15 protein-coding genes are annotated in these 19438 nt (G+C 65.9%); 10 read left to right on the plus strand and 5 right to left on the minus strand.

All coding sequences use genetic code 11. The annotated features are described in order from the left end of the window. Positions 1–89 precede the first annotated feature (89 nt). The gene (locus ACU4IU_RS18095; protein ID WP_101544255.1) at positions 90–344 is read left to right on the plus strand and encodes a type B 50S ribosomal protein L31; all 255 of its coding nucleotides are present in this window, start codon (positions 90–92) and stop codon (positions 342–344) included. 175 nt (positions 345–519) lie between these two features. Here the strand turns inward: ACU4IU_RS18095 and thiD are convergent, their stop codons facing one another. Genes thiD through ACU4IU_RS18110 form a run of 3 tightly spaced genes read right to left on the minus strand, consistent with a single transcriptional unit; the run spans position 520 to position 2552 of the window. Further along, positions 520–1344 carry a bifunctional hydroxymethylpyrimidine kinase/phosphomethylpyrimidine kinase gene (thiD, locus tag ACU4IU_RS18100; protein ID WP_446657520.1) on the minus strand — a complete coding sequence of 275 codons (825 nt, stop codon included), beginning with the start codon at positions 1342–1344 and terminating at the stop codon, positions 520–522. 45 nt (positions 1345–1389) lie between these two features. Beyond that, complete coding sequence (locus ACU4IU_RS18105; protein ID WP_139467259.1) at positions 1390–1854, minus strand: tRNA (cytidine(34)-2'-O)-methyltransferase; 465 nt, start codon at positions 1852–1854, stop codon at positions 1390–1392. 20 nt (positions 1855–1874) lie between these two features. Further along, the gene (locus tag ACU4IU_RS18110; RefSeq protein WP_446657521.1) at positions 1875–2552 is read right to left on the minus strand and encodes a methyltransferase domain-containing protein; all 678 of its coding nucleotides are present in this window, start codon (positions 2550–2552) and stop codon (positions 1875–1877) included. Positions 2553–2786: 234 nt separating this feature from the next. On the opposite strand from ACU4IU_RS18110, the gene ACU4IU_RS18115 reads away from it, so the two are divergent. The 6 genes from ACU4IU_RS18115 (at position 2787) to metX (ending at position 13067) form a co-directional block, all read left to right on the plus strand. Next, the gene (locus ACU4IU_RS18115; RefSeq protein ID WP_446657522.1) at positions 2787–4601 is read left to right on the plus strand and encodes an HNH endonuclease; all 1815 of its coding nucleotides are present in this window, start codon (positions 2787–2789) and stop codon (positions 4599–4601) included. Positions 4602–4640: 39 nt separating this feature from the next. After that, positions 4641–5411, plus strand: a complete 771-nt coding sequence (locus ACU4IU_RS18120; protein ID WP_446657523.1) for a porin — start codon at positions 4641–4643, stop codon at positions 5409–5411. Further along, positions 5401–7026, plus strand: a complete 1626-nt coding sequence (locus ACU4IU_RS18125; protein WP_446657524.1) for a Y-family DNA polymerase — start codon at positions 5401–5403, stop codon at positions 7024–7026. Before ACU4IU_RS18120 ends, ACU4IU_RS18125 begins: the two co-directional genes overlap by 11 nt. A gap of 65 nt (positions 7027–7091) precedes the next feature. After that, complete coding sequence (locus tag ACU4IU_RS18130; RefSeq protein WP_446657525.1) at positions 7092–10538, plus strand: error-prone DNA polymerase; 3447 nt, start codon at positions 7092–7094, stop codon at positions 10536–10538. 170 nt (positions 10539–10708) lie between these two features. After that, on the plus strand, positions 10709–12031 hold the full coding sequence (locus ACU4IU_RS18135) for an O-acetylhomoserine aminocarboxypropyltransferase/cysteine synthase family protein (RefSeq protein WP_139467255.1): 1323 nt from the start codon (positions 10709–10711) through the stop codon (positions 12029–12031). 1 nt (position 12032) lies between these two features. Then, a complete protein-coding gene (gene metX, locus ACU4IU_RS18140; RefSeq protein WP_139467254.1) occupies positions 12033–13067 on the plus strand; it encodes a homoserine O-acetyltransferase MetX in 1035 nt (344 codons plus the stop codon). 128 nt (positions 13068–13195) lie between these two features. On the opposite strand, the gene ACU4IU_RS18145 is transcribed toward metX, so the two are convergent. Both ACU4IU_RS18145 and ACU4IU_RS18150 read right to left on the minus strand, forming a co-directional pair. Further along, on the minus strand, positions 13196–15235 hold the full coding sequence (locus ACU4IU_RS18145; RefSeq protein ID WP_172169554.1) for an acyl-CoA dehydrogenase family protein: 2040 nt from the start codon (positions 15233–15235) through the stop codon (positions 13196–13198). Then, a complete protein-coding gene (locus tag ACU4IU_RS18150; protein WP_139467252.1) occupies positions 15232–15843 on the minus strand; it encodes a TetR/AcrR family transcriptional regulator in 612 nt (203 codons plus the stop codon). The genes ACU4IU_RS18145 and ACU4IU_RS18150 overlap by 4 nt, the downstream gene beginning before the upstream one ends. Positions 15844–15901: 58 nt before the next feature. On the opposite strand from ACU4IU_RS18150, the gene ACU4IU_RS18155 reads away from it, so the two are divergent. The 3 genes from ACU4IU_RS18155 to ACU4IU_RS18165 are packed head-to-tail and all read left to right on the plus strand — an operon-like array spanning position 15902 to position 19388. Further along, a complete protein-coding gene (locus ACU4IU_RS18155) occupies positions 15902–17191 on the plus strand; it encodes an acetyl-CoA C-acetyltransferase (protein ID WP_446657526.1) in 1290 nt (429 codons plus the stop codon). Next, positions 17188–18540 carry a 3-oxoacyl-ACP reductase gene (locus ACU4IU_RS18160; RefSeq protein ID WP_446657527.1) on the plus strand — a complete coding sequence of 451 codons (1353 nt, stop codon included), beginning with the start codon at positions 17188–17190 and terminating at the stop codon, positions 18538–18540. Before ACU4IU_RS18155 ends, ACU4IU_RS18160 begins: the two co-directional genes overlap by 4 nt. Continuing rightward, positions 18537–19388 carry a MaoC family dehydratase gene (locus ACU4IU_RS18165; protein WP_446657528.1) on the plus strand — a complete coding sequence of 284 codons (852 nt, stop codon included), beginning with the start codon at positions 18537–18539 and terminating at the stop codon, positions 19386–19388. Before ACU4IU_RS18160 ends, ACU4IU_RS18165 begins: the two co-directional genes overlap by 4 nt. Positions 19389–19438: the final 50 nt, after the last annotated feature.

Consider the following 19438-nt stretch of genomic DNA (forward strand, 5'->3'; position numbering starts at 1 on the left):
TCGGAGCGTGTCCAGCAGACGAATTCGGGCACTGGCAGATGAGTTCAACTCATATCAGGCGCCTGAAAGAATTCAGCAGAGGTAAGAAAATGAAGAAGGACATCCACCCGGAATACGCGCCGATCGTGTTCAACGATCTGGCTTCCGGCACCAAGTTCCTCACCCGCTCCACCGCTAAGAGCGAGAAGACCATCGAGTGGGAAGACGGCAACACCTACCCCGTGATCGACGTCGAGATCTCGTCCGCTTCGCACCCGTTCTACACGGGCAAGCAGCGCATCCTCGACTCCGCCGGCCGCGTGGAGAAGTTCAAGGACCGCTACAAGGGCTTCGGCAAGCGCTGATCTCGGGCGTTCCCAACAGCTTCATACAGATTGCCCCGCACACCGACCAGGTGTGCGGGGCAATCTGCTGTCTGCGGGCCGCAGTGTCCGTTACGACAGTTCTGTCCGTTACGACGGCTCCGCGGAACCGTGCCAGGGTTGCGTCCCCGCGGGGACGCAACCGAAGCACCGATGATCAGTCGACGGTGACTGAGACCTCGGAGGAGGGACTCACCCGTGCCGCCGGATGGTAGAGCGAAGCGACGCCGGTGGCATTGTCGAGGCAGTTCGCGATTCCGTGAGCGACCTTCTCCTTGGCGGAGACGACGGCGTCCTTGATGTCGAGACCGGTGGCGATTCCTGCCGCGATCGAGGAGGCGAAGGAGCATCCTGCGCCGTTGACGAGCTTGTTGTTGACCTTGCGCGAGCGCAGAGTCGTCACGGTCTCACCGTCGAAGAGGATGTCGATGGCATCGTCCCCGGCGAGACGGGCTCCGCCCTTGACGACGACGTTCTTCGCGCCCTGCCCGTGGATGATCTTCGCGGCCTCGACCATGCCCTCGACGGAGTCGATGGGGACGACCCCGGCCAAGGTCGCAGCCTCTTCGAGGTTCGGGGTGACGACGGTGGCCAGAGGCACGAGGTTCTCGACGAAGAGATCCTTGAGATCGACCATGGTGCCTGCGCCCTTGCACACGAGCACAGGATCGAAGACGTACGGCAGAACATTGGTCTTCAGCTCTTCGGCGAGGACCAGTGCCGAGTCGACGGAGCCGAGCATGCCGGACTTGATGGCGGTGAACTCGTGCACGGCCAGCGTCGATTCGAGCTGACGGGTGACGACCTCGGGCTCGATGAACTCGAGGACATGGGCGAATCCGTCATCGGGATCGAAAGTGACGATGCAGGTGACGACGGCAGTGCCGAAGGCCCCGTATTCGTCGAACATCTTCAGATCTGCTTCGAGTCCGGCTCCGCCGGAGACATCGGATCCGGCGACAGTGAGCACCTTTGCGGTCATAGTGGTCCTTTCAGGTAAAGCGTTCGCGAAGAAGTCTACGCGGGTTCAGGCCCCTGCGTAGCCGTGTTGACGCCAGGCTTCGTAGATGGCGATGGATGCCGAATTCGCCAGGTTGAGCGAACGGCGTGCCGGAAGCATCGGAATCCGCACAGTCATATCCACATGCTCGTCGTTGACGACTTCGTCGGGCAGTCCCGTCGACTCGCGTCCGAAGAGGAGGACATCACCGTCTTGGTAGTCCACCTCGGCGAAGGAATTGTCCGTATGCGTGCTGAACGCGATCACCCGACGTTCGCCGAGGTGGCCCCAGAGTTCGTCGATCGAAGGATGGACGGTGACATGGGCGAGGTCGTGATAGTCGAGACCGGCTCGGCGCAGCTTCGCGTCGGAGAGGTCGAAGCCGAGGGGCTCGACGAGATGCAGATGGGCTCCGGTGACCGCGGCGAGCCGGATGGCGTTTCCGGTGTTGCCGGGGATCTCGGGAGTGTGGAAGACGATGTCGATGTTCATATCACCCTCATCTTCTCACCTCAGAAGCCGGCCTTACGAACGAGGAGGTAACCCTGCCTGGTCGTCTCCGGGAAGCGACCGGTCCGGTCGGGTTCGCGTTCGAGGCGGGTGGCAGGAATGAAGCCGTGCGGTTCGAGCGCGGTGAGAACGTCATCGATCGAGCGGCGGTGGAAGTCGAGATCGACCTCGAAGCCGGCGAGATCGGAGAAGTGATCGACCCGGTCCCCGAGCTGGAACGCCAGCTGGAACCAACCGCCCGGACGAAGGACACGGGCCGCCTCGGCGAAGGTGAGGACAAGCTCATCGTCCGGGACGTGGATCGTCGAGTACCAGGCGGCGAGACCGGAGAAGGACTCATCGGCATAGGGCAGGGCTGTCATCGACCCGACGTCGAACTGATGCGTCGGATAGAGGCCCTGCGCGAGTTCGATCATGGCAGGGGAGAGGTCGAGTCCACGCGGTTCGAGTCCGAGGGCGGCGAGGAATGTGGTGATGCGACCGGGCCCGCAGCCCAGGTCGAGGACCTCCGTCGAGCCGGTGCCGAGGACGAGCTCGGAGAAGGCCCCGAGGACGGCGCGGTCATGCGGTTTGGCGGTGAGCTCATCGGCGACCCATTCCGTGTAGGTCCGGGCGATCGCATCATAGGAATCACGCGTGGCCGCTTCGCGGGACGAAGTGCCGTTTGTGCCGTCGGTCATGACGCCACCCTACCCTGACGCACTGACGCGAGCGCGTCGGCGGGAGCAGGTTGCGGTGGCTTCGGCAGGTGTGCAGCCATCACCAGCAGAAACGAAAACGAATCGAAGATGACCAATGAATAATCAGTTCAGCTTGTATTAGAGGAAATTCTCGTGTCAGTGCCGAGTTCTAGAGTGGGAGCACGGTCGGTGGTCATGGGGGCTGCGGGGCCGAACGGCACGAGGAGCGAAGCCATGCACAACGAAGATCAGGTCGATCCGTGGGGCGAGGACATGGAATGGGAAAGACGTGTGAGGGAAGCGGCCGTGGCCTCGGCAAGCCAGAGCGGAATTCCGTCCGCTCAGGCATGGGCAGGCTCGGGCCCGAGGGGCAAGGGACAGCAGACCACGGCTCGGTGGGATGAGACAGGAGCGAGTTCGGCTGCACAGGAATCGACCCGACCGCGCGCAGCCGAGACCGCGGAGCTCGAGGGGTTGAGCGTCGATCCGAAGGACTATGGAGGGGCTGACGCCGATGTGGACCCCAGCACCCTCACCTGTGAGCAGATCGTGACGGATATCCGGCGCAACATCTCATGCATCTCCTTCTGCCATGCCCGCGTCATCACCCTCATCGACGAGGTCGAGAGACGGGGATTGTGGGCGGAATGGGTCGGTGTGAAGACCCTGACCGAGTGGGTGATGCATGTGGCGTCGGTGAGCATGCACACGGCTCGCGAGTATGTGCGCGTGATGAAGGCTCTGCGGGAGCTGCCGAAGGTGAAGAAGAGTCTGGCGGGCGGTGATGTCAGCTTCTCAAAGGTGAGGGAAGTGACCCGGCTGGGGGAGCGGATCGGCGACGATGAGGCGCTGCGTCTGGCCACCCTCGCCACCGGCAGTCAGATCAGTCGGATCTCGCAGAACTACCAGCAGCTGGCCGACAAGATCGACAACGGCCCGTTCCCTCTGTACCTGGCTCAGGACAGTGTGAGCATGCGTCAGGTGGCACCCGGTCGGACCCGGATCACGATCGAACTCGAGGATGACGACGCCGCAGAGATCGCCGCGATGCTCGACGCCGCCCGCCAGGTTCTCGAACGTCCCGTCCATGACGGCGGTTCCGATGGGGAGGGGGCTGCGGGCGAGGGCGGCAAAGCGGACGAGGCTCCTTATGAGCCGGTCTCCCAGGTCATGTGCCTGATGGAGATCATCCACGCCTTCCCTCGTGCCGAGTCCACGGGTTCGATCGACGCCGATCGTGCCCGACTGCTCGTTCATGCCTCCGCAGAGGTGATCACCCGCAGCGGCGCCACGATGGAAGCCGCGCCCGCGTTCAAGCCCCCTCTGCTCAGCATCCCCGCAAAGCCGACCGCCGTCTGCGTCCCCGCGGGGACGGAAGGCGAACCGGACGGTCCGGCAGGAGTCGAGGCAAACGTCCCCGCGGGGACGCCGAGCGGAGGCGCGGATACGACCTGCCGGATCGAAGGGTTCGGCGGTATCACTGCGGCGACGGCGGAGCGCCTGAGCTGTGAGGCGCTGATCAGCGGGGCGATCAAGGATGCCGGAGGTGACGTCCTCATGCTCGGGCGCTCGAAGCGTCTGGTGAGCAGACGACAGCGAATGGCACTGAGCGTGCGTGATGTCTGCTGCCAATTCCCCGGCTGCCGTGCCCGCAGGCGATGCGATGCCCACCATATCCGCCCCTGGTCGCAGGGCGGGAGGACCGATATGGACAATCTCATCCTGCTCTGTCGCAGACATCACACCGTGGTACACAAATACCAGCTGCGCATCGAACGCACCGGAGCGGACTTCGCTGGAGCGATGCGCGGTCCCGCCGCCTTTGCCTTCTACTTGCCCGACGGCTCCCAGCTGCTTCCTCTGGAAAGCCGAGTGAGGGGACGGATGATGTTCAACACGGCGGTTCGCGTTGCCAAGGTCAGGCAGATCACGAAAGCGGCCGATCCCGGCACCGTCGGCGGCGGCTACGGCTTTGACCTCGGCCTCTGTATCGCATGGATGTTCGATGCCGAATGGCGACACGCCCGGGAAGGCAAAGCTGTTGTCTGAATCTTGCCAATTTAGAACACCAGTTCGATAATGGATGTCATGTCAGCAGCACCGGTCATCGAACAGCTCAGTCGGGAGACGGGGATCTCCACGGCTGCGGCACTGTTCGACAAGATCCCACCCCATCCGGTGGATCCTGTGCTCTCTCCGCTGTTCCGTCGCGGCGGTCTGCCGCGTGGGGAACTCGTCACCGTCACCGGTGAGCTGTCGCTGAGCTGCGGCCTGGCGACGATCGCTGCGGCGACCCGGGAACAGAAGTGGTGTGCCGGCATCGGGCTCGGCGAACCGTCCGTGTCCTCGATCGCCGACCTCGGTGTCGATCTCGACCATTTCGTCAACCTCGCGACCCCTGGTGAGGACTGGCTGCGAGTGGCTTCGATCCTCATCGAATCCTTCGACATCATCCTCGTCGACCCCGGCTTCGCCCCGAGTGCTTCGGAACGGGCCCGACTCCTGGCGAAGATCCGTGAACGACGAATGAGCCTCATCAGCCTCCGACCTCTTTCCGGCAGTACGGAGCAGATCGAGATCACCGACACCCGCTGGTCGGGTGCCGAACACGGTCACGGCCGTCTGCAGTCCTGCCTCGTCCGTGCTCGTTCACAGACGGGAACCCACCGGTTCCTGCTGCCGGGACCGTCAGGAACTCCCGCCAGCGTCCCCGCGGGGACGCTGGAAGTGGTGGCAGACGGCGGAGCGTCCAAGGCCCCGACAGCGGATCTGGGCACAGATCCGGCCACGGGCACGGACGACGATCCTCGGTGGTCGACGATCAGACAGCTGCGGCAGGTGATCAGCCATGTCGGATGAGTCCGGCCGCACCCTCGTGCTTACCGTTCCCGACTGGCCGGCGGTGGCCGCAGCGGTCGAACACGACATCGCACCGGGCCGCCCTGTCGCGGTCCTCCACGCCGGCAAGGTCATCGCCGCCGATGCTCCGGCCCGTGCCGCCGGAATCACCGCCGGGAACAACAAACGCGCCGTGGGATACCGCTGTCCGGAAGCCCACATCGCGGTCTGGGACGAAGAGGCCGACAACCGACATTTCAGTGCCGGCGTCGGTGCCCTCGACAACCTCGTCGCACGGTTCACCCTGCTCAGCCCGGGAACATTGGCGATCCCTCTCGACTCGCTCAGACACGGCTACGCCGACGAAGCCGATGCGGTCGAGACACTGGTCTCGGCGCTTGTCGATGACACCGGATGGGAGTTCTTCCCCGGGATCGCCGACACCGTCTTCGCCGCGGTCCTCGCCGCCGGACAGGCGCGCCGCGTCGAACCCGGACAGACCGTGGACTTCCTCTCCGCCCAGCCGATCACCACCCTGGAATACGCCGGCGCCGAGGCGACCGCGCTGATCGAGGTCTTCCTGCAGCTGGGGCTGCGCACCCTCGGTGACCTCGCCCGCCTCGCGACCAAAGACGTGAACGCACGCTTCGGCGCCTTCGGTCGGCATCTGCACGACCTGGCCTCCGGGCGGGCAGGAGCCCCGCTCGCCGATCATGTCCGCGGCGAACAGCTCGACGTCGAACTCGACCTCGATGCCCCGACGACCCGCAGCGATACCCTCGGCTTCCTCGCCCGCCAGCTCGGTGCCGACCTGCTGGGCAAGGTGCGCAGACAGGGGCTGGTCTGCACCCAGATCACGATCGAACTCGATGCCGCGGGCGGCCAGTCCTCGTCCCGGACCTGGCGGATCGAGGACATGCAGGAGAATGCGATCGCCGACCGCCTGCGGTGGCAGGCCGAAGGCTGGCTGGCGGGAGTGGGCCGGGGTTCGCCTCCGGGACAGAATCCCCGCACGGCACAGCCTGACCCGCAGGAACTCGACATCGTCGACGAGCCGGCACCCGACGCCGAGGACTTCTCCGACGACGGCATCATCGCGCTGCGCCTCATCGCGGCCGAACTGACCACCCCGATCGGTGCCACACGCAGCCTGTTCGACGAGAACACCGGGCAGATCACCCATACGCTCGAGCGTCTACAGGGACTGTTCGGTCCCGATGCCGTCCTGGTTCCGGGCATCCAAGGCGGGTGGGACCCGGCAGAGACGAACCTGTGGACCCCGTGGCAGCAGGCGGCCGTCCCCGAACGCAGCCCCGGCGCTCCCTGGCCCGGTGCTCTGCACGCACCCCGTCCGACGACCGTCGAACACTCCGCCGTCGACGTGCTCGCCGCGGACGGCTCACCGGTGGAAGCACGCCCCTCGGGTCTGGGTGCGGCCCCGGCGACGATCAGATTCCCCACCGGGCAGACCGAGACCATCACCGACTACTCCGGTTCCTGGCCCATCGAATCCGGATGGTGGGACCCGAACCGAGCCGTCTACCGCACCCGGCTGCAGGTGGTCACCGATGCCGGCCGTGCCCTTCTGCTGAGCAAAGAGCACGGTCAGTGGTACCTCACCGGCCGTTACCGCTGACCGGCAACCTGCCGACCAACGACCCCAGCCGAGAGAACGACCCCACTTGAGAGGAGGAGATCCCGATGGGATTCTCGAACCCGCGCACACCGTGGTCGAAGCTGGCCCGCCGCCTCGAGGGCAAGGACATCCCGTCCTCCCCGGCGGACAAACAGCCTGCTGGTGAGAACCCGGCAGGAAAACAGCCTGTCGACAAGCACGCCGACGGCTCCGATGCTCCTGCGTTCTCCCGCCCCGACCGCTACCAAGTCTCGGTCGGCCCCGGCGGTTCGGACGGACGCAGCCGCTATCAGGAGCCGGCAGGCGCCGGCAGCGCTCAGGGACCGAACCGCGGACCGGGACTGCTGCGGAAGCAGGTCGACTGGGCGGAGCTGCATGTGCACTCCCAGTTCAGCTTCCTCGACGGAGCCTCCGACCCCGAAGAACTCGCCGCCGCCGGCGCCGCCGCCGGGCTGAGCTCCCTGGCGCTGACCGACCACAACGGACTCTACGGTGCCGTCCGCTTCGCCCATGCCGCCGCCGAGGCGGGACTGGACACCGTGTTCGGCTCCGAACTGTCCATCGGGCTGGCCGAGAAGATCCCCGGACAGACCGACCCCGATGCCACCCACCTGCTCGTCCTCGCCCGCAGCGTCGAGGGCTACCGCCAGCTCTCTCAGGTCATCACCGAGGCGAACCTGCGCGGTGAGAAGAACCGTCCGCTCTTCGACCTCGAAGAACTGGCTGCAGAGGACGGAGACTGGATGATCCTCACCGGCTGTCGCAAAGGACCGCTGCGACGAGCCTTGGGCGACGATGACGGCGGGCTCAGCGCTCTGCGCGAACTCACCGCACTCTTCGGACCCGACCGGGTCGCCGTCGAACTCAGCCGGGACGGAACCCCGGATGACGACGAGAGGCTGCGCCACCTCGGCGATCTGGCCCAGCGGACGGGCCTGCCGATCATCGCCAGCAATGCCGTCCACTTCGCCACCCGGGCCGAGTGGAAGTCGGCTCAGGTGCGCGCCTCGGTGCGGTCGCGGAAGTCCCTGGACGAACTGGCCGGATGGCTGCCGGCGACGGCAAGCGCACGCATCCACACCGGCCAGGAGATGCTCGCGCGATTCCCGCGGCAGGCTGTGGACAATGCGGTGCGGATCGGTCAGGACTGCTCCTTCGTCCTCTCCTCGGCCCGCCCCGATCTGCCGAAGGCGCCGATGCCCGATGAGACCGAGGGGGAGACGTATCTGCGTGGCCTCATCGCCGAACGCGGCCGCACCCGCTACGGATCCCGAGCAGAGCACCCGCGGGCCTGGGAGCAGCTGGACCGGGAGATGGACATGATCGCCCAACTGGGCTTCTGCGGCTACTTCCTCATCGTCTTCGACATCACCGAGTTCTGCCGCAATATGGGCATCTTCTGCCAAGGCCGGGGTTCGGCGGCGAACTCCGCGGTCTGCTACATCCTCGGCATCACCGCCGTCGACGCCGTCAAACACGGACTGCTCTTCGACCGGTTCCTGTCCCCGGACCGCAAGGGGTACCCGGACATCGACATCGACATCGAATCCGGCCGCCGCGAAGAGGTCATCCAATACGTCTACGACCATTTCGGTCGTGACCGGGCCGCCCAGGTCGCCAATGTCATCACCTACCGTGCGAAATCGGCTATCCGGGACGCCGCCTTCAGCCTCGGCTATGCCCCCGGCCAGCAGGATGCGTTCTCGAAGTCGAGCAACCGGTGGTCGAGCCTGCCCGATGCCGAGGACTCACCGGTGCCCGCACCGGTGCTCAAGGTCGCCGAGGATCTGCTCGGCTCACCGCGCCATCTGGGCATCCACTCCGGCGGGATGATCCTGGCCGACCGTGCCATCGGTGAAGTCGTGCCGATCGAGAAGGCGACGATGGGCCACCGCACCGTCGTCCAATGGGACAAGGACGACTGCGCGGCCATGGACCTGGTCAAGTTCGACCTGCTCGGTCTGGGCATGCTCACTGCCCTGCACGAGATGGTCGGACTCGTCCACCGTCATACTGGGGTCCTCATCGACCGGGCGGAGATCGATGACGACGACGAAGCCGTCTACGAGATGCTCTGCCGTGCCGATGCGATCGGGGTCTTCCAGGTCGAATCCCGCGCCCAGCTGGCCACCCTGCCCCGGCTGCGCCCGGAGAAGTTCTACGACTTGGCCGTGCAGGTCGCCCTCATCCGACCGGGGCCGATCCAAGGCGGCTCCGTCCACCCCTATATCCGCCGACGGCAGGGTCTGGATGAGGTCGAATACCTCCACCCGCTGCTCGAGAAGTCCTTGGCCAAGACCTGCGGGGTCCCTCTGTTCCAAGAGCAGCTCATGCAGATGGCCATCGACGTCGGCGGGTTCACCGGGGCCGATGCCGACCGGCTGCGGCAGGCCATGGGCTCCCGTCGGTCGGAGAAGCGGATGGCCGAACTCGCCGAGAAGTTCCGTACCGGAGCCATGGAGCGCGGAGTCGACGCGGAGACCGCCGAGACGATCTTCTCCACCATCGCGGCCTTCGCGAACTACGGATTCCCCGAATCGCATGCCATCAGCTTCGCGAACCTCGTCTATCAGTCCGCCTGGTTCAAATACCATCACCACGCCGCCTTCACCGCCGGTCTGCTGCGCAGCCAGCCGATGGGCTTCTACTCCCCGCAGTCGCTCATCGCCGATGCCCGCCGGCACGGAGTGCCGATCCTGCCCGTCGACATCCGCCGGTCCCAGGCGGCCACGGACCTCGAACGGGTCACAGAGGCCGGGGATGGGGACACCGCCTCAGCGGGGGAGGACAAGGACACGACCGCCTCGGCGGGGGAGCTGGGGATCCGCTTGGGACTGGACACGGTCGCGCATGTCGGCTCCTTCGCCGAGGTGATCGTGACCGAACGCGAGATCGCTCCCTTCGCCTCGGTGGCGGACCTGGCCGAACGCACCGGCATCGGCAAGCAGGCCCTGGAATCGCTGGCCACGGCCGGGGCCCTGTCCGGATTCGACCTCGACCGACGGCAGGCCCTGTGGCTGGCCGGGGGAGTCGCCGGTGCCCATCCGGGGCTGCTGCCGGGAACGGCGAGCGTGGACTCGGCGCCGAGCCTGCCGACCATGGACGCCTTCGATACGACCTTGGCCGAACTCTTCTCCACCGGGATCACCGTCGACGGCTACCCCACGGAGATGATGCGCGAGACGCTGAGCGCCCGCGGATACTCATCGACCGCGGATGCGGCGCGTGCGGCGGACGGAACCCGGATGACGGTGGCCGCGATCGTCACCCACCGGCAGCGCCCGGCCACCGCCTCGGGGATCACCTTCATCAACCTCGAAGACGAATTCGGGATGCTCAACGTCGTAGCCACGGCCGGGCTGATGAAACGCTTCCGCACGGTCGCGACCTCCCGCAACGCCCTCGTCGTCACCGGACTCATCCAGCGCGGGGGAGACGTGGTCAGCCTCTACGCGCACAAACTCGTCCCCCTCGAGGTGCAGCTGCCGACGAAGGCGCGGAACTTCCGGTGAACGTCGGCACTGCCAGATGACAGCTGCACGGCACGGTGTGACGAAACATGACACACGATGACGCCAACATGACACACAGGCGGGTGCCAGCCGGCGAAGTCGATGACAGTAGACACATCACATCGCCTCAACCAGCGACACCGCCACCGCACTCATACAGGAGAGTCACCATGACCCAGGCATTCGAAACCCGTCAGATCCATGCCGGACAGGTTCCCGATCCGACCACCGGTTCGCGCGCCCTGCCCATCCACCAGACCACCTCGTTCGTGTTCAACGACGTCGACCACGCCGCAGCGCGCTTTGCGCTGACCGACGTCGGCCCCGTCTACAGCCGCCTGACGAACCCGACGAACGAGGTCGTCGAGAACCGCATCGCCGATCTCGAAGGCGGCGTCCACGCCGTCCTCACCGCCTCGGGCCAGTCCGCGGCATTCCTCGCGATCACGAACGTCGCCGGAGCTGGTGACCACATCGTGGCCAGCTCCAGCCTCTACGGCGGAACCGTCAACCTCCTCGACGTCACCCTGCGCAAGCTCGGCATCGAGACCACCTTCGTCAATGTCGACGACCACGAGGCGTGGAAGAACGCGATCCAGGACAACACGAAGCTCCTCTTCGGCGAGGTCGTGTCGAACCCGCGCTCAGACATCCTCGACATCGAGGCGATCGCCGGAATCGCTCACGATGCCGGTGTGCCGCTGATCGTCGACAACACCCTCGCCAGCCCCTACCTCGTGCGTCCGATCGAACACGGTGCCGACGTCGTGCTCCACTCGGCCACGAAGTACCTCGGCGGCCACGGCAACTCCGTTGCCGGTGTCCTCGTCGACAGCGGCAACTTCGACTACGGAGCACAGCCGGAGAAGTTCCCCGGCTTCAATGAACCCGACGCTTCCTACAACGGACTCGTCTTCGCTCGCGACCTCGGCGCCGACGGAGCTTTCGGAGTGAACGTGTCCTTCGGACTCAAGGCTCGCGTGCAGGGCCTGCGCGACCTCGGACCCTCGCTCAGTCCGACGAACGCATTCCTGCTGGCCCAGGGCATCGAGACCCTGAGCCTGCGCATCGAGCGCCACGTGGAGAACGCGAACAAGGTCGCCGCCTACCTCGAGGCTCACAGCCAGGTCGACCGCGTCGCCTACGCCGGACTCGAGTCGAGCCCCTGGAACGGACTGGCCAAGAAGTACCTGCCGAACGGCGTGGGTTCGGTGCTCGCCTTCGACATCGCCGGCGGATACGACGCCGCTGTGGCCTTCGTCGACGCCCTCGAACTGCACTCGCTGGTGGCGAACATCGGCGACGTCCGCTCGCTCGTCATCCACCCGGCCTCGACCACGCACGCTCAGCTCGACGAGGAAGCCCAGAAGGCGGCCGGAGTCAACCCGGCACTGGTCCGCCTGTCCGTGGGCATCGAAGGTGTCGACGACATCATCGGCGACCTCGACAAGGGCTTCGCGGCAGCTGCGGCGAAGGCGCAGACCGCGGCCTGAGATGACCACCCAGAGCACTTCCGTCGAACGGATCCTCGGCTTCGGCACGGACTCGGGACACACCTTCGGCACGGTCGAGATCGCCTATGAGACCTTCGGCGCCCTCAACGCCGACCGGTCCAATGCGATCCTCATCGAGCATGCTCTGACCGGCGACACCCGCGTCACCGAATGGTGGGCGGGTGTCGTCGGGCCCGGGGAAGCTGTCGACACCGACAAGTACTTCGTGGTGTGTGCGAACTCCCTCGGAGGCTGCTCGGGAACGACCGGGCCGCAGTCGTCCTATGATGACGGTCTGGCCTACGGCTCCCGATTCCCTCGGGTCTCGATCCGCGACATGGCACGCCTGGAGCACAATCTCGCCCAAATCCTCGGCATCGACTCCTGGGTCGCCGTCATCGGCGGATCCATGGGTGGTGCGCGAGCGCTCGAGTTCGCTCTGTTGGACAGCCGGAAGGTCCGCAAATGCGCGGTCATCGCCGCACCGGCCTTCTGCGAAGCCGACCAGATCGCCTGGGCGATGATGCAGGAACGCGCGATCGAACTCGACGCCGACTACTACTCCGGAGACTATTCGGCCGTCGGCAGCTTCCCCAGTCATGGGCTCGGACTGGCCCGGCAGATCGCGCACCTGACGTATCGCAACGATGCCGACCTCAATGAACGCTTCTCCCGTCGGCTGCGTTCGGAGGACTACTACGAGGTGACCTCGTACCTGGACCATCAGGCCAAGAAGCTCACCGCCCGGTTCGATCCGCACAGCTATATCGTGCTCACACGTGCCCTGCGCGACCATGATGTGCGCCGAGGTCGCTCCTCCGACCTCACGGTCGCACTGGCCGACGCCTGCACCGACAACCTCGTGGTCTCCGTGTCCTCGGATCGGCTGTTCCCGCCGGAACAGGTGGGCATCCTCGCCGAGGCGCTGCCGGGGAGAGTGCGACACCACATCATCGACTCCCCGGTCGGTCACGACGGGTTCCTCACCGAGACAGAGAAGATCTCCGCGGTGCTCGCCGACTTCCTCGCCGACTGAGACAGTCGGGCCTGCTGGCAGCGAGCACCGTCGCCAGCCGGCGACCCGAATCTCCCCAAGCACCAGAAGACCCCCGCAGACCGTTCGCTGCGGGGGTCTTCTGGTGTGCCCGGATCACGGGCCTGCGGTCACCGTGCGGCGGCCTTCGCCTTCTTCTTCGCGGCCTTGCGCAGCTGCTTCTCGTCGACCGGGAAGTCCTGACGAGCCCGCGCCCGACGGTAGTAGTCGGCGGCCTCTGCCTGACGCTCGGCTTCGACGCCGGAGGCGATGGTGGCCCGACGGTGGACATCCGAGTAGCCGAATGCTTCGACGAGGTCGAGGGCATTGGCGGCAAGCTTCTTGCACAGACGGTTCAGCGTCTCGTTGATCTGGCGTGCACGCGACATCGGCAGGCGACCGTACATGAGGTGCCAGGCCATGTGCTTCTCGATCAGTCCGAGACCGTAGGTGTCACGCAGACGACGGAAAGCCTTGGCCTGATCGGCGTCGGTCTGCTCCTTCATCTTCTCGTCCAGCGCCTTCCACTTCTCGAGCTCGACATAGGCGCGTGCCATCTCGATGAGCTCATGCTGGTGGACGTTGAACAGATCGGCCGCCTGCGCGGCCGGCATCTTCGTCGCAGGTCGCAGTGCCTGAGCGACTCCGGCGACCATGACCTCCAGTCGCGTTTCGAGCAGTGTCCGCTGCAGGCGTCCCGACCTGATCCGCTTGTCGCCGAGGTTCGGGGTCAGCGCATCCGAGATCGCCCGTCCGGCATTGGCCAGACCGGTGCGGTAGAGCGTATGCTCGGCGGCCTGGGTGCCGATGAAGCGGGCGGCTCCGCCGACGTCGAGGTTCGCGAATTCCTTGGCATAGTCGCCGAGGAGGCGCTTGGCCACGAGCTGCAGCAGCACCGTGTTGTCGCCTTCGAAGGTGACGTAGACGTCGAGGTCGGCGCGCAGCCCCACGAGGCGGTTCTCCGCCATGAATCCGGCACCGCCGCAGGCCTCACGGCATTCCTGGATGACGTCGAGCGCCATCCAGGTCGAGTCGGCCTTGAACGCAGCCGCCCGGGTCTCGAGCAGAGCCCGGTTCTCCTCGGAGTCATCGGCTCCGGCGAAGACCTCTTCGAAGGAGGTCAGCAGCTTCTCGTGCGCGAACGCCGAGGCGTAGACGGCGGCGAGGGCCGGCATGAGGCGACGCTGATGTTGGCCGTAGTCGAGCAGAGTCGTCTCGGCGAAGTCATCGCCGGCCGTGAACTGCTTGCGTTCGAGTCCGTAGCGCACGGCGATGTCGAGCGCGATCTTCGATGCGACCACGGAGGCGCCGTCGAGCGAGACCCGGCCCTGGACCAGGGTGCCGAGCATCGTGAAGAAGCGGCGTCCCGGCGATTCGATGGGGGAGGAGTACGTGCCGTCGGCGGTGACGTCTCCGTAGCGATTGAGCAGGTTGGTGCGCGGGATCCGCACGGAGTCGAAGGCGAGGCGACCATTGTCGACTCCCTTGAGCCCGCCCTTGTAGCCGTCGTCTTCGATCGAGACTCCCGGCATCGGCTCACCGGCCTCGTCGCGGACGGGCACGAAGAAGGCATGCACCCCGTGCTTGACACCCTTGGTGATGAGCTGAGCGAAGACGACGGCGGCCCGGGCATCGCGGGCGGCGTTGCCGATGTACTCCTTCGTTGCGGCCCGGAAAGGGGTCTCGATGACGAACTCTTCGGTCGCCTCATCGTAGGTGGCGGTGGTCGCCACGTTCGCCACATCGGAGCCGTGCCCGATCTCCGTCATCGCGAACGAACCCAGCAGACGGCCGGACTGAGCGTCGAGCAGCCACTTCTGATGCTGCTCCTTGTCGCCGAGATGGAGGATCGCTCCGCCGAAGAGTCCGAACTGGACGCCGGCTTTGATCTGCAGGCTCGGGTTGGCCGTGACGGTCTCTTCGAACCCGGCGACGTTCGTGGCGTGTTCGTTCTTTCCGCCCATCTCCGGTGACAGCCCGGTCATCGGCAGCCCGGTCTCGGCCATCATCATGACCCCGTCTAGGGTCTTCGCTCGTGCGGTGTCGAGATCATCGGCCGGATCGTCATGGGTCGACGGCTCTTCGGCCAGGGTCCGCCCGCGTCGGCGAGCTTCTGCCCAATGTCCGTCGAGGACGTCGTTGATGGCTTTCGGGTCAAGAGACAGCTTCATTGTTCTACTCCTCGTTGTTCGGGCAGGGTTGCCCAGAGCCAATGGGTGATGGTGGTGGCGAATTCCTCGGGCCGGTCCGGTCGGGACAGCCACGTCTCGGTGGCGGCGCGGACGAAACCGATCGCTCCGGCCGACCACAGCCGAGCCTGTTCGCCGCTCAGGCCGAGGCGTTCGGCCAGCTGCCCGGCAATTGAATTGAAGAAACCGCCGGTCTCCTCGGGCGCGAACCGGTTGACCGCGGTGTCGCAGAAGCGATACACGTTCGGAGAATTCGCGGCGAGCGTGACGAATGCGCGGATCATCGCGGCCAGGGACTCCTGCGCCGCGGCTGAGCCCTCGCCCTTCGCCGAGGCGGCCGCGGCCTCGTCGAGAGACCGGACGATGACGCCCATCGCCCATTCGCCCATGGCCGCCTGCAAACCTGCCCGGTCGGTGAAGTATCGGTAGAGCACCGACTTCGACGTCCCGGTCGCGTCCGAGATCTGTTCCATCGACATATCGTCGCCGTACTCGTCGACGACGAGCCGCACGGAACGCAGAAGTTCGCGACGACGCTCATCGCGATGCTTCTGCCATCTCGTCGAGCGACCGTCTGTGATCGATTTCATGTAACCGACAGTATCAGGTACTGTCGGTATCGGCTAAATCAACCACTCGGAGGTGCACATGTCCGCTCCCAACAACCGCGCCGTCATCCTCGGCGGCAACCGAATTCCCTTCGCCCGCTCGAACAAGCAGTACTCGAAGGCCACGAACCTCGATATGCTCACCTCGGCCATCGACGGGCTCGTTGCCCGCTTCGGACTGGCCGGAGAGAACATCGGCGAGGTCGCCGGAGGTGCAGTCCTCAAGCATTCGAAGGACTTCAACCTCACCCGGGAAGCCGTGCTCGGCTCCGCCCTGGCACCGACGACCCCCGCCTTCGATCTCGGTCAGGCCTGCGCCACCGGCCTCGAAGCCGTGGTCAGCCTCAACAACAAGATCAATGCCGGGCAGATCGAATCCGGAATCGCCTCGGGCGTGGATTCGACGTCCGACGCTCCGATCGTCATCAACGATTCGATGCGCGAGATCCTCCTCGAGCTCACCCGTGCGAAGACGATGGTGCAGAAGGCGAAGATCGCCTCCCAGATCCGCCCCGCCTACCTCGCACCGCAGGCTCCGAGCACGGGCGAACCGCGCACGGGCTTGAGCATGGGCGAGCATCAGGCGATCACCACCGCCGCCTGGGGCATCAGCCGACAGGCCCAGGACGAACTGGCCGTGGCCTCCCACAAGAACCTCGCCGCGGCATGGGAATCCGGCTTCTTCGATGACCTCACCACCCCGTACCTCGGGGTCAGCCGCGATACGAACATGCGTGCCGACTCGACCGTGGAATCCCTGGGGAAGCTCAACCCCGTCTTCGGCAGGAAGCTCGCCACCGAGGCGACCATGACCGCCGGCAACTCGACTCCGCTGACCGACGGCGCCTCTTCGGTGCTGTTGGGCAGTGAGGATTGGGCAGACGAGCACGGCTTCACCCCGTTGGCGCGCCTCGTCGATGCCGAAGCCGCCGCCGTCGATTTCGTCGACGGCGACGAAGGTCTGCTCATGGCCCCTGCCTACGCAGTTCCGCGGCTGCTGGCCCGCAACGGGCTGACCTTCGATGACTTCGATGTCTTCGAGATCCACGAGGCATTCGCCTCCACCGTGCTCTCGCACCTGGCCGCCTGGGAATCCGAAGAGTTCTGCAAGGATAAGGTCGGTCTCGATGCGGCGCTGGGCACCATCGACCGCGACAAGCTCAACCCGCTGGGCTCGAGCCTGGCCGCCGGCCACCCCTTCGCGGCCACCGGCGGACGCATCATCGCCAGCACCGCCAAGCACCTGAAGACCACCGGCAAGAAGCGCTCCCTGGTCTCGATCTGCGCCGCAGGCGGACAGGGACTCACTGCGATTGTGGAGGCAGCATGAAAGACACCTATCTCTCCCTCGTCAACGGACCGCTGAAGCAGGTGGCCAAAACCCTCGGTCTGCCGCAGCCGGTCGAACTCAACCGCTTCGGCTCCACCCCGGCGTCCTATGAGAACAAACCGGTCCTCATCCTCGGCACCGGTCCCGGAGCCCAGGGGCTGGCCGATCAGCTGCTGGAGAACGGACTCGAGGTCCGTCGCAACGCCCAGACCGGCGAGAAGCTGCGGGCCGTCATCGCCGTCCTCGACGACGCGCAGTCCCCGGCTGACCTGTCACCGGTCGTCCTCGAGATCGGCGCCGCCCTGCGTTCACTGGCCGCCTGCGGTCGAGTGATCACAATCTCGACGGCACCGGATGCGCAGAGCCAGACACCGGAGCAGGCCGCCACCGCCCAGGGCATCACCGGCTTCACCCGGTCGGTCGCCCACGAGATGCGCGCCGGCGCGACCGCCAACGGAATCCTGCTCGACGGCGTCGACCTCACCGCACCCTCGGTGAACGCGGCCCTGTGGTTCCTTCTCTCGGGCAAATCCGCTTATGTCTCCGGCCAGTTCCTCACGGTGTCTTCGGACGCCGGTCAGCGGCTGAGCCTGGACGAATTCATGTCCACCGGTGACGCCGGCCCGCTGGCCGGTCGCACTGCCGTGGTCACCGGTGCCGCACGCGGAATCGGAGCCGCGATCGCCGAGAATCTCGCCCGCGACGGTGCCTACGTCATCGGCGTGGACATGCCGCAGGCAGGTCAGGCGCTGGCGCAGGTGATGAACAGGATCGGCGGCAAGTCGCTGCAGCTCGACATCACCGCAGCCGATGCCCCGGACAAGATCACCGAGGCGCTCGGGGCACCCGTGGACATCCTCGTCCACAACGCCGGCATCACCCGCGACAAGATGCTGGCGAACATGGACGCGGCCAAATGGGATTCTGTCATCGCCGTCAACATCGCCGCGCAGACGATGATCAATGCGCGCCTGGCGGAGAAGGGACTCTTCGCCGACGGCGCCCAGGTCGTCTCCCTGGCCTCGACCTCGGGAATCGCGGGCAACCGCGGCCAGACGAACTATGCGACCTCGAAGGCCGGCGTCATCGGACTCACGGCCGCCTCGGCGGAGGACTTCGCCGCCCGCGGGGGAGCGATCAACGCGGTGGCACCCGGCTTCATCGAAACGGATATGACCGCGAAGATGCCGACACTCACACGCCAGGTCGCGCGCCGTCTCTCGAGCCTGCAGCAGGGCGGGCAGCCGGTCGATGTGGCCGAAGCCATCGGCTTCCTCGCATCCAGCGGTGCCCGCGGCATCAACGGACAGACGCTGCGCGTATGCGGTCAGAACATGGTGGGTGCATGATGGCGGATTCGATGCTCCCCATCTATGCCCGTGCCCTGCTCAAGACCCTGCCGGTGGGCCCGCGCACCGGTCCGGAGCTGCCGGACCATGCGATCGATCGCAGCATTCCGCTCGAACCGGTCGCCTATGCGGGCTTCGCCCACGTCGTCGGTCACGGTCTGGACGATATCGTCCACCCCGGCTACCTGCACATCCTCGGCTTCCCGCTGAGCATGCAGCTGCTGGCCGACCCCGAAGTGCCGCTGCCGATGATGGGGATGGTCCACATCCACAATCGCGTCGATATGCATTCGCAGGCCCGCCTCGGCGAGGTTGTGGACTTCCACCTCGAGCTCGCCGGTCCCTTCGAGCACACGAAGGGCACCACGATCGAGGTTCGGCTCGAGGCGAAGGTCGACGGTCGTCCCGTGATGGACGAGGTCTCGACGTACCTGGCCAAGGGGCGGAAGCTCTCCGGAGCCAAGCCGAAGGCACAGGTGCCGCACCTCGAGTTCACGGCGCCGCAGCCCAGTGCCCTGTGGCGTCTGGATCCGATCATCGGTCAGCGCTATGCGAAGGTCTCCGGTGACTACAACCCGATCCACCTCAACGGTCTGGCCGCGAAGGGATTCGGATTCCCGCGGCAGATCGCCCATGGGATGTACAGCGCCTCCCGGGCGTTCTCGGCGATGGATCCGCGGCTCGAGTCCTACCGCTGGGATGTGTCCTTCGCGAAGCCGATCCTGCTGCCCGGCACGGTCGGCTATGTGCTGACCTCCGGGCGTCGTCACGAGGCTGCGCAGTCGGCCGTCTTCGACCTGAAGAACGGCAAACCGCACGTCCTCTCGCGGGTGGCACACCTCGAATGATGGCGTGATAAGTGCAGTGCGTCACAAAAGCCGATTTCGATTTTGCGACA

This window comes from Brevibacterium sp. CSND-B09, assembly GCF_052906525.1.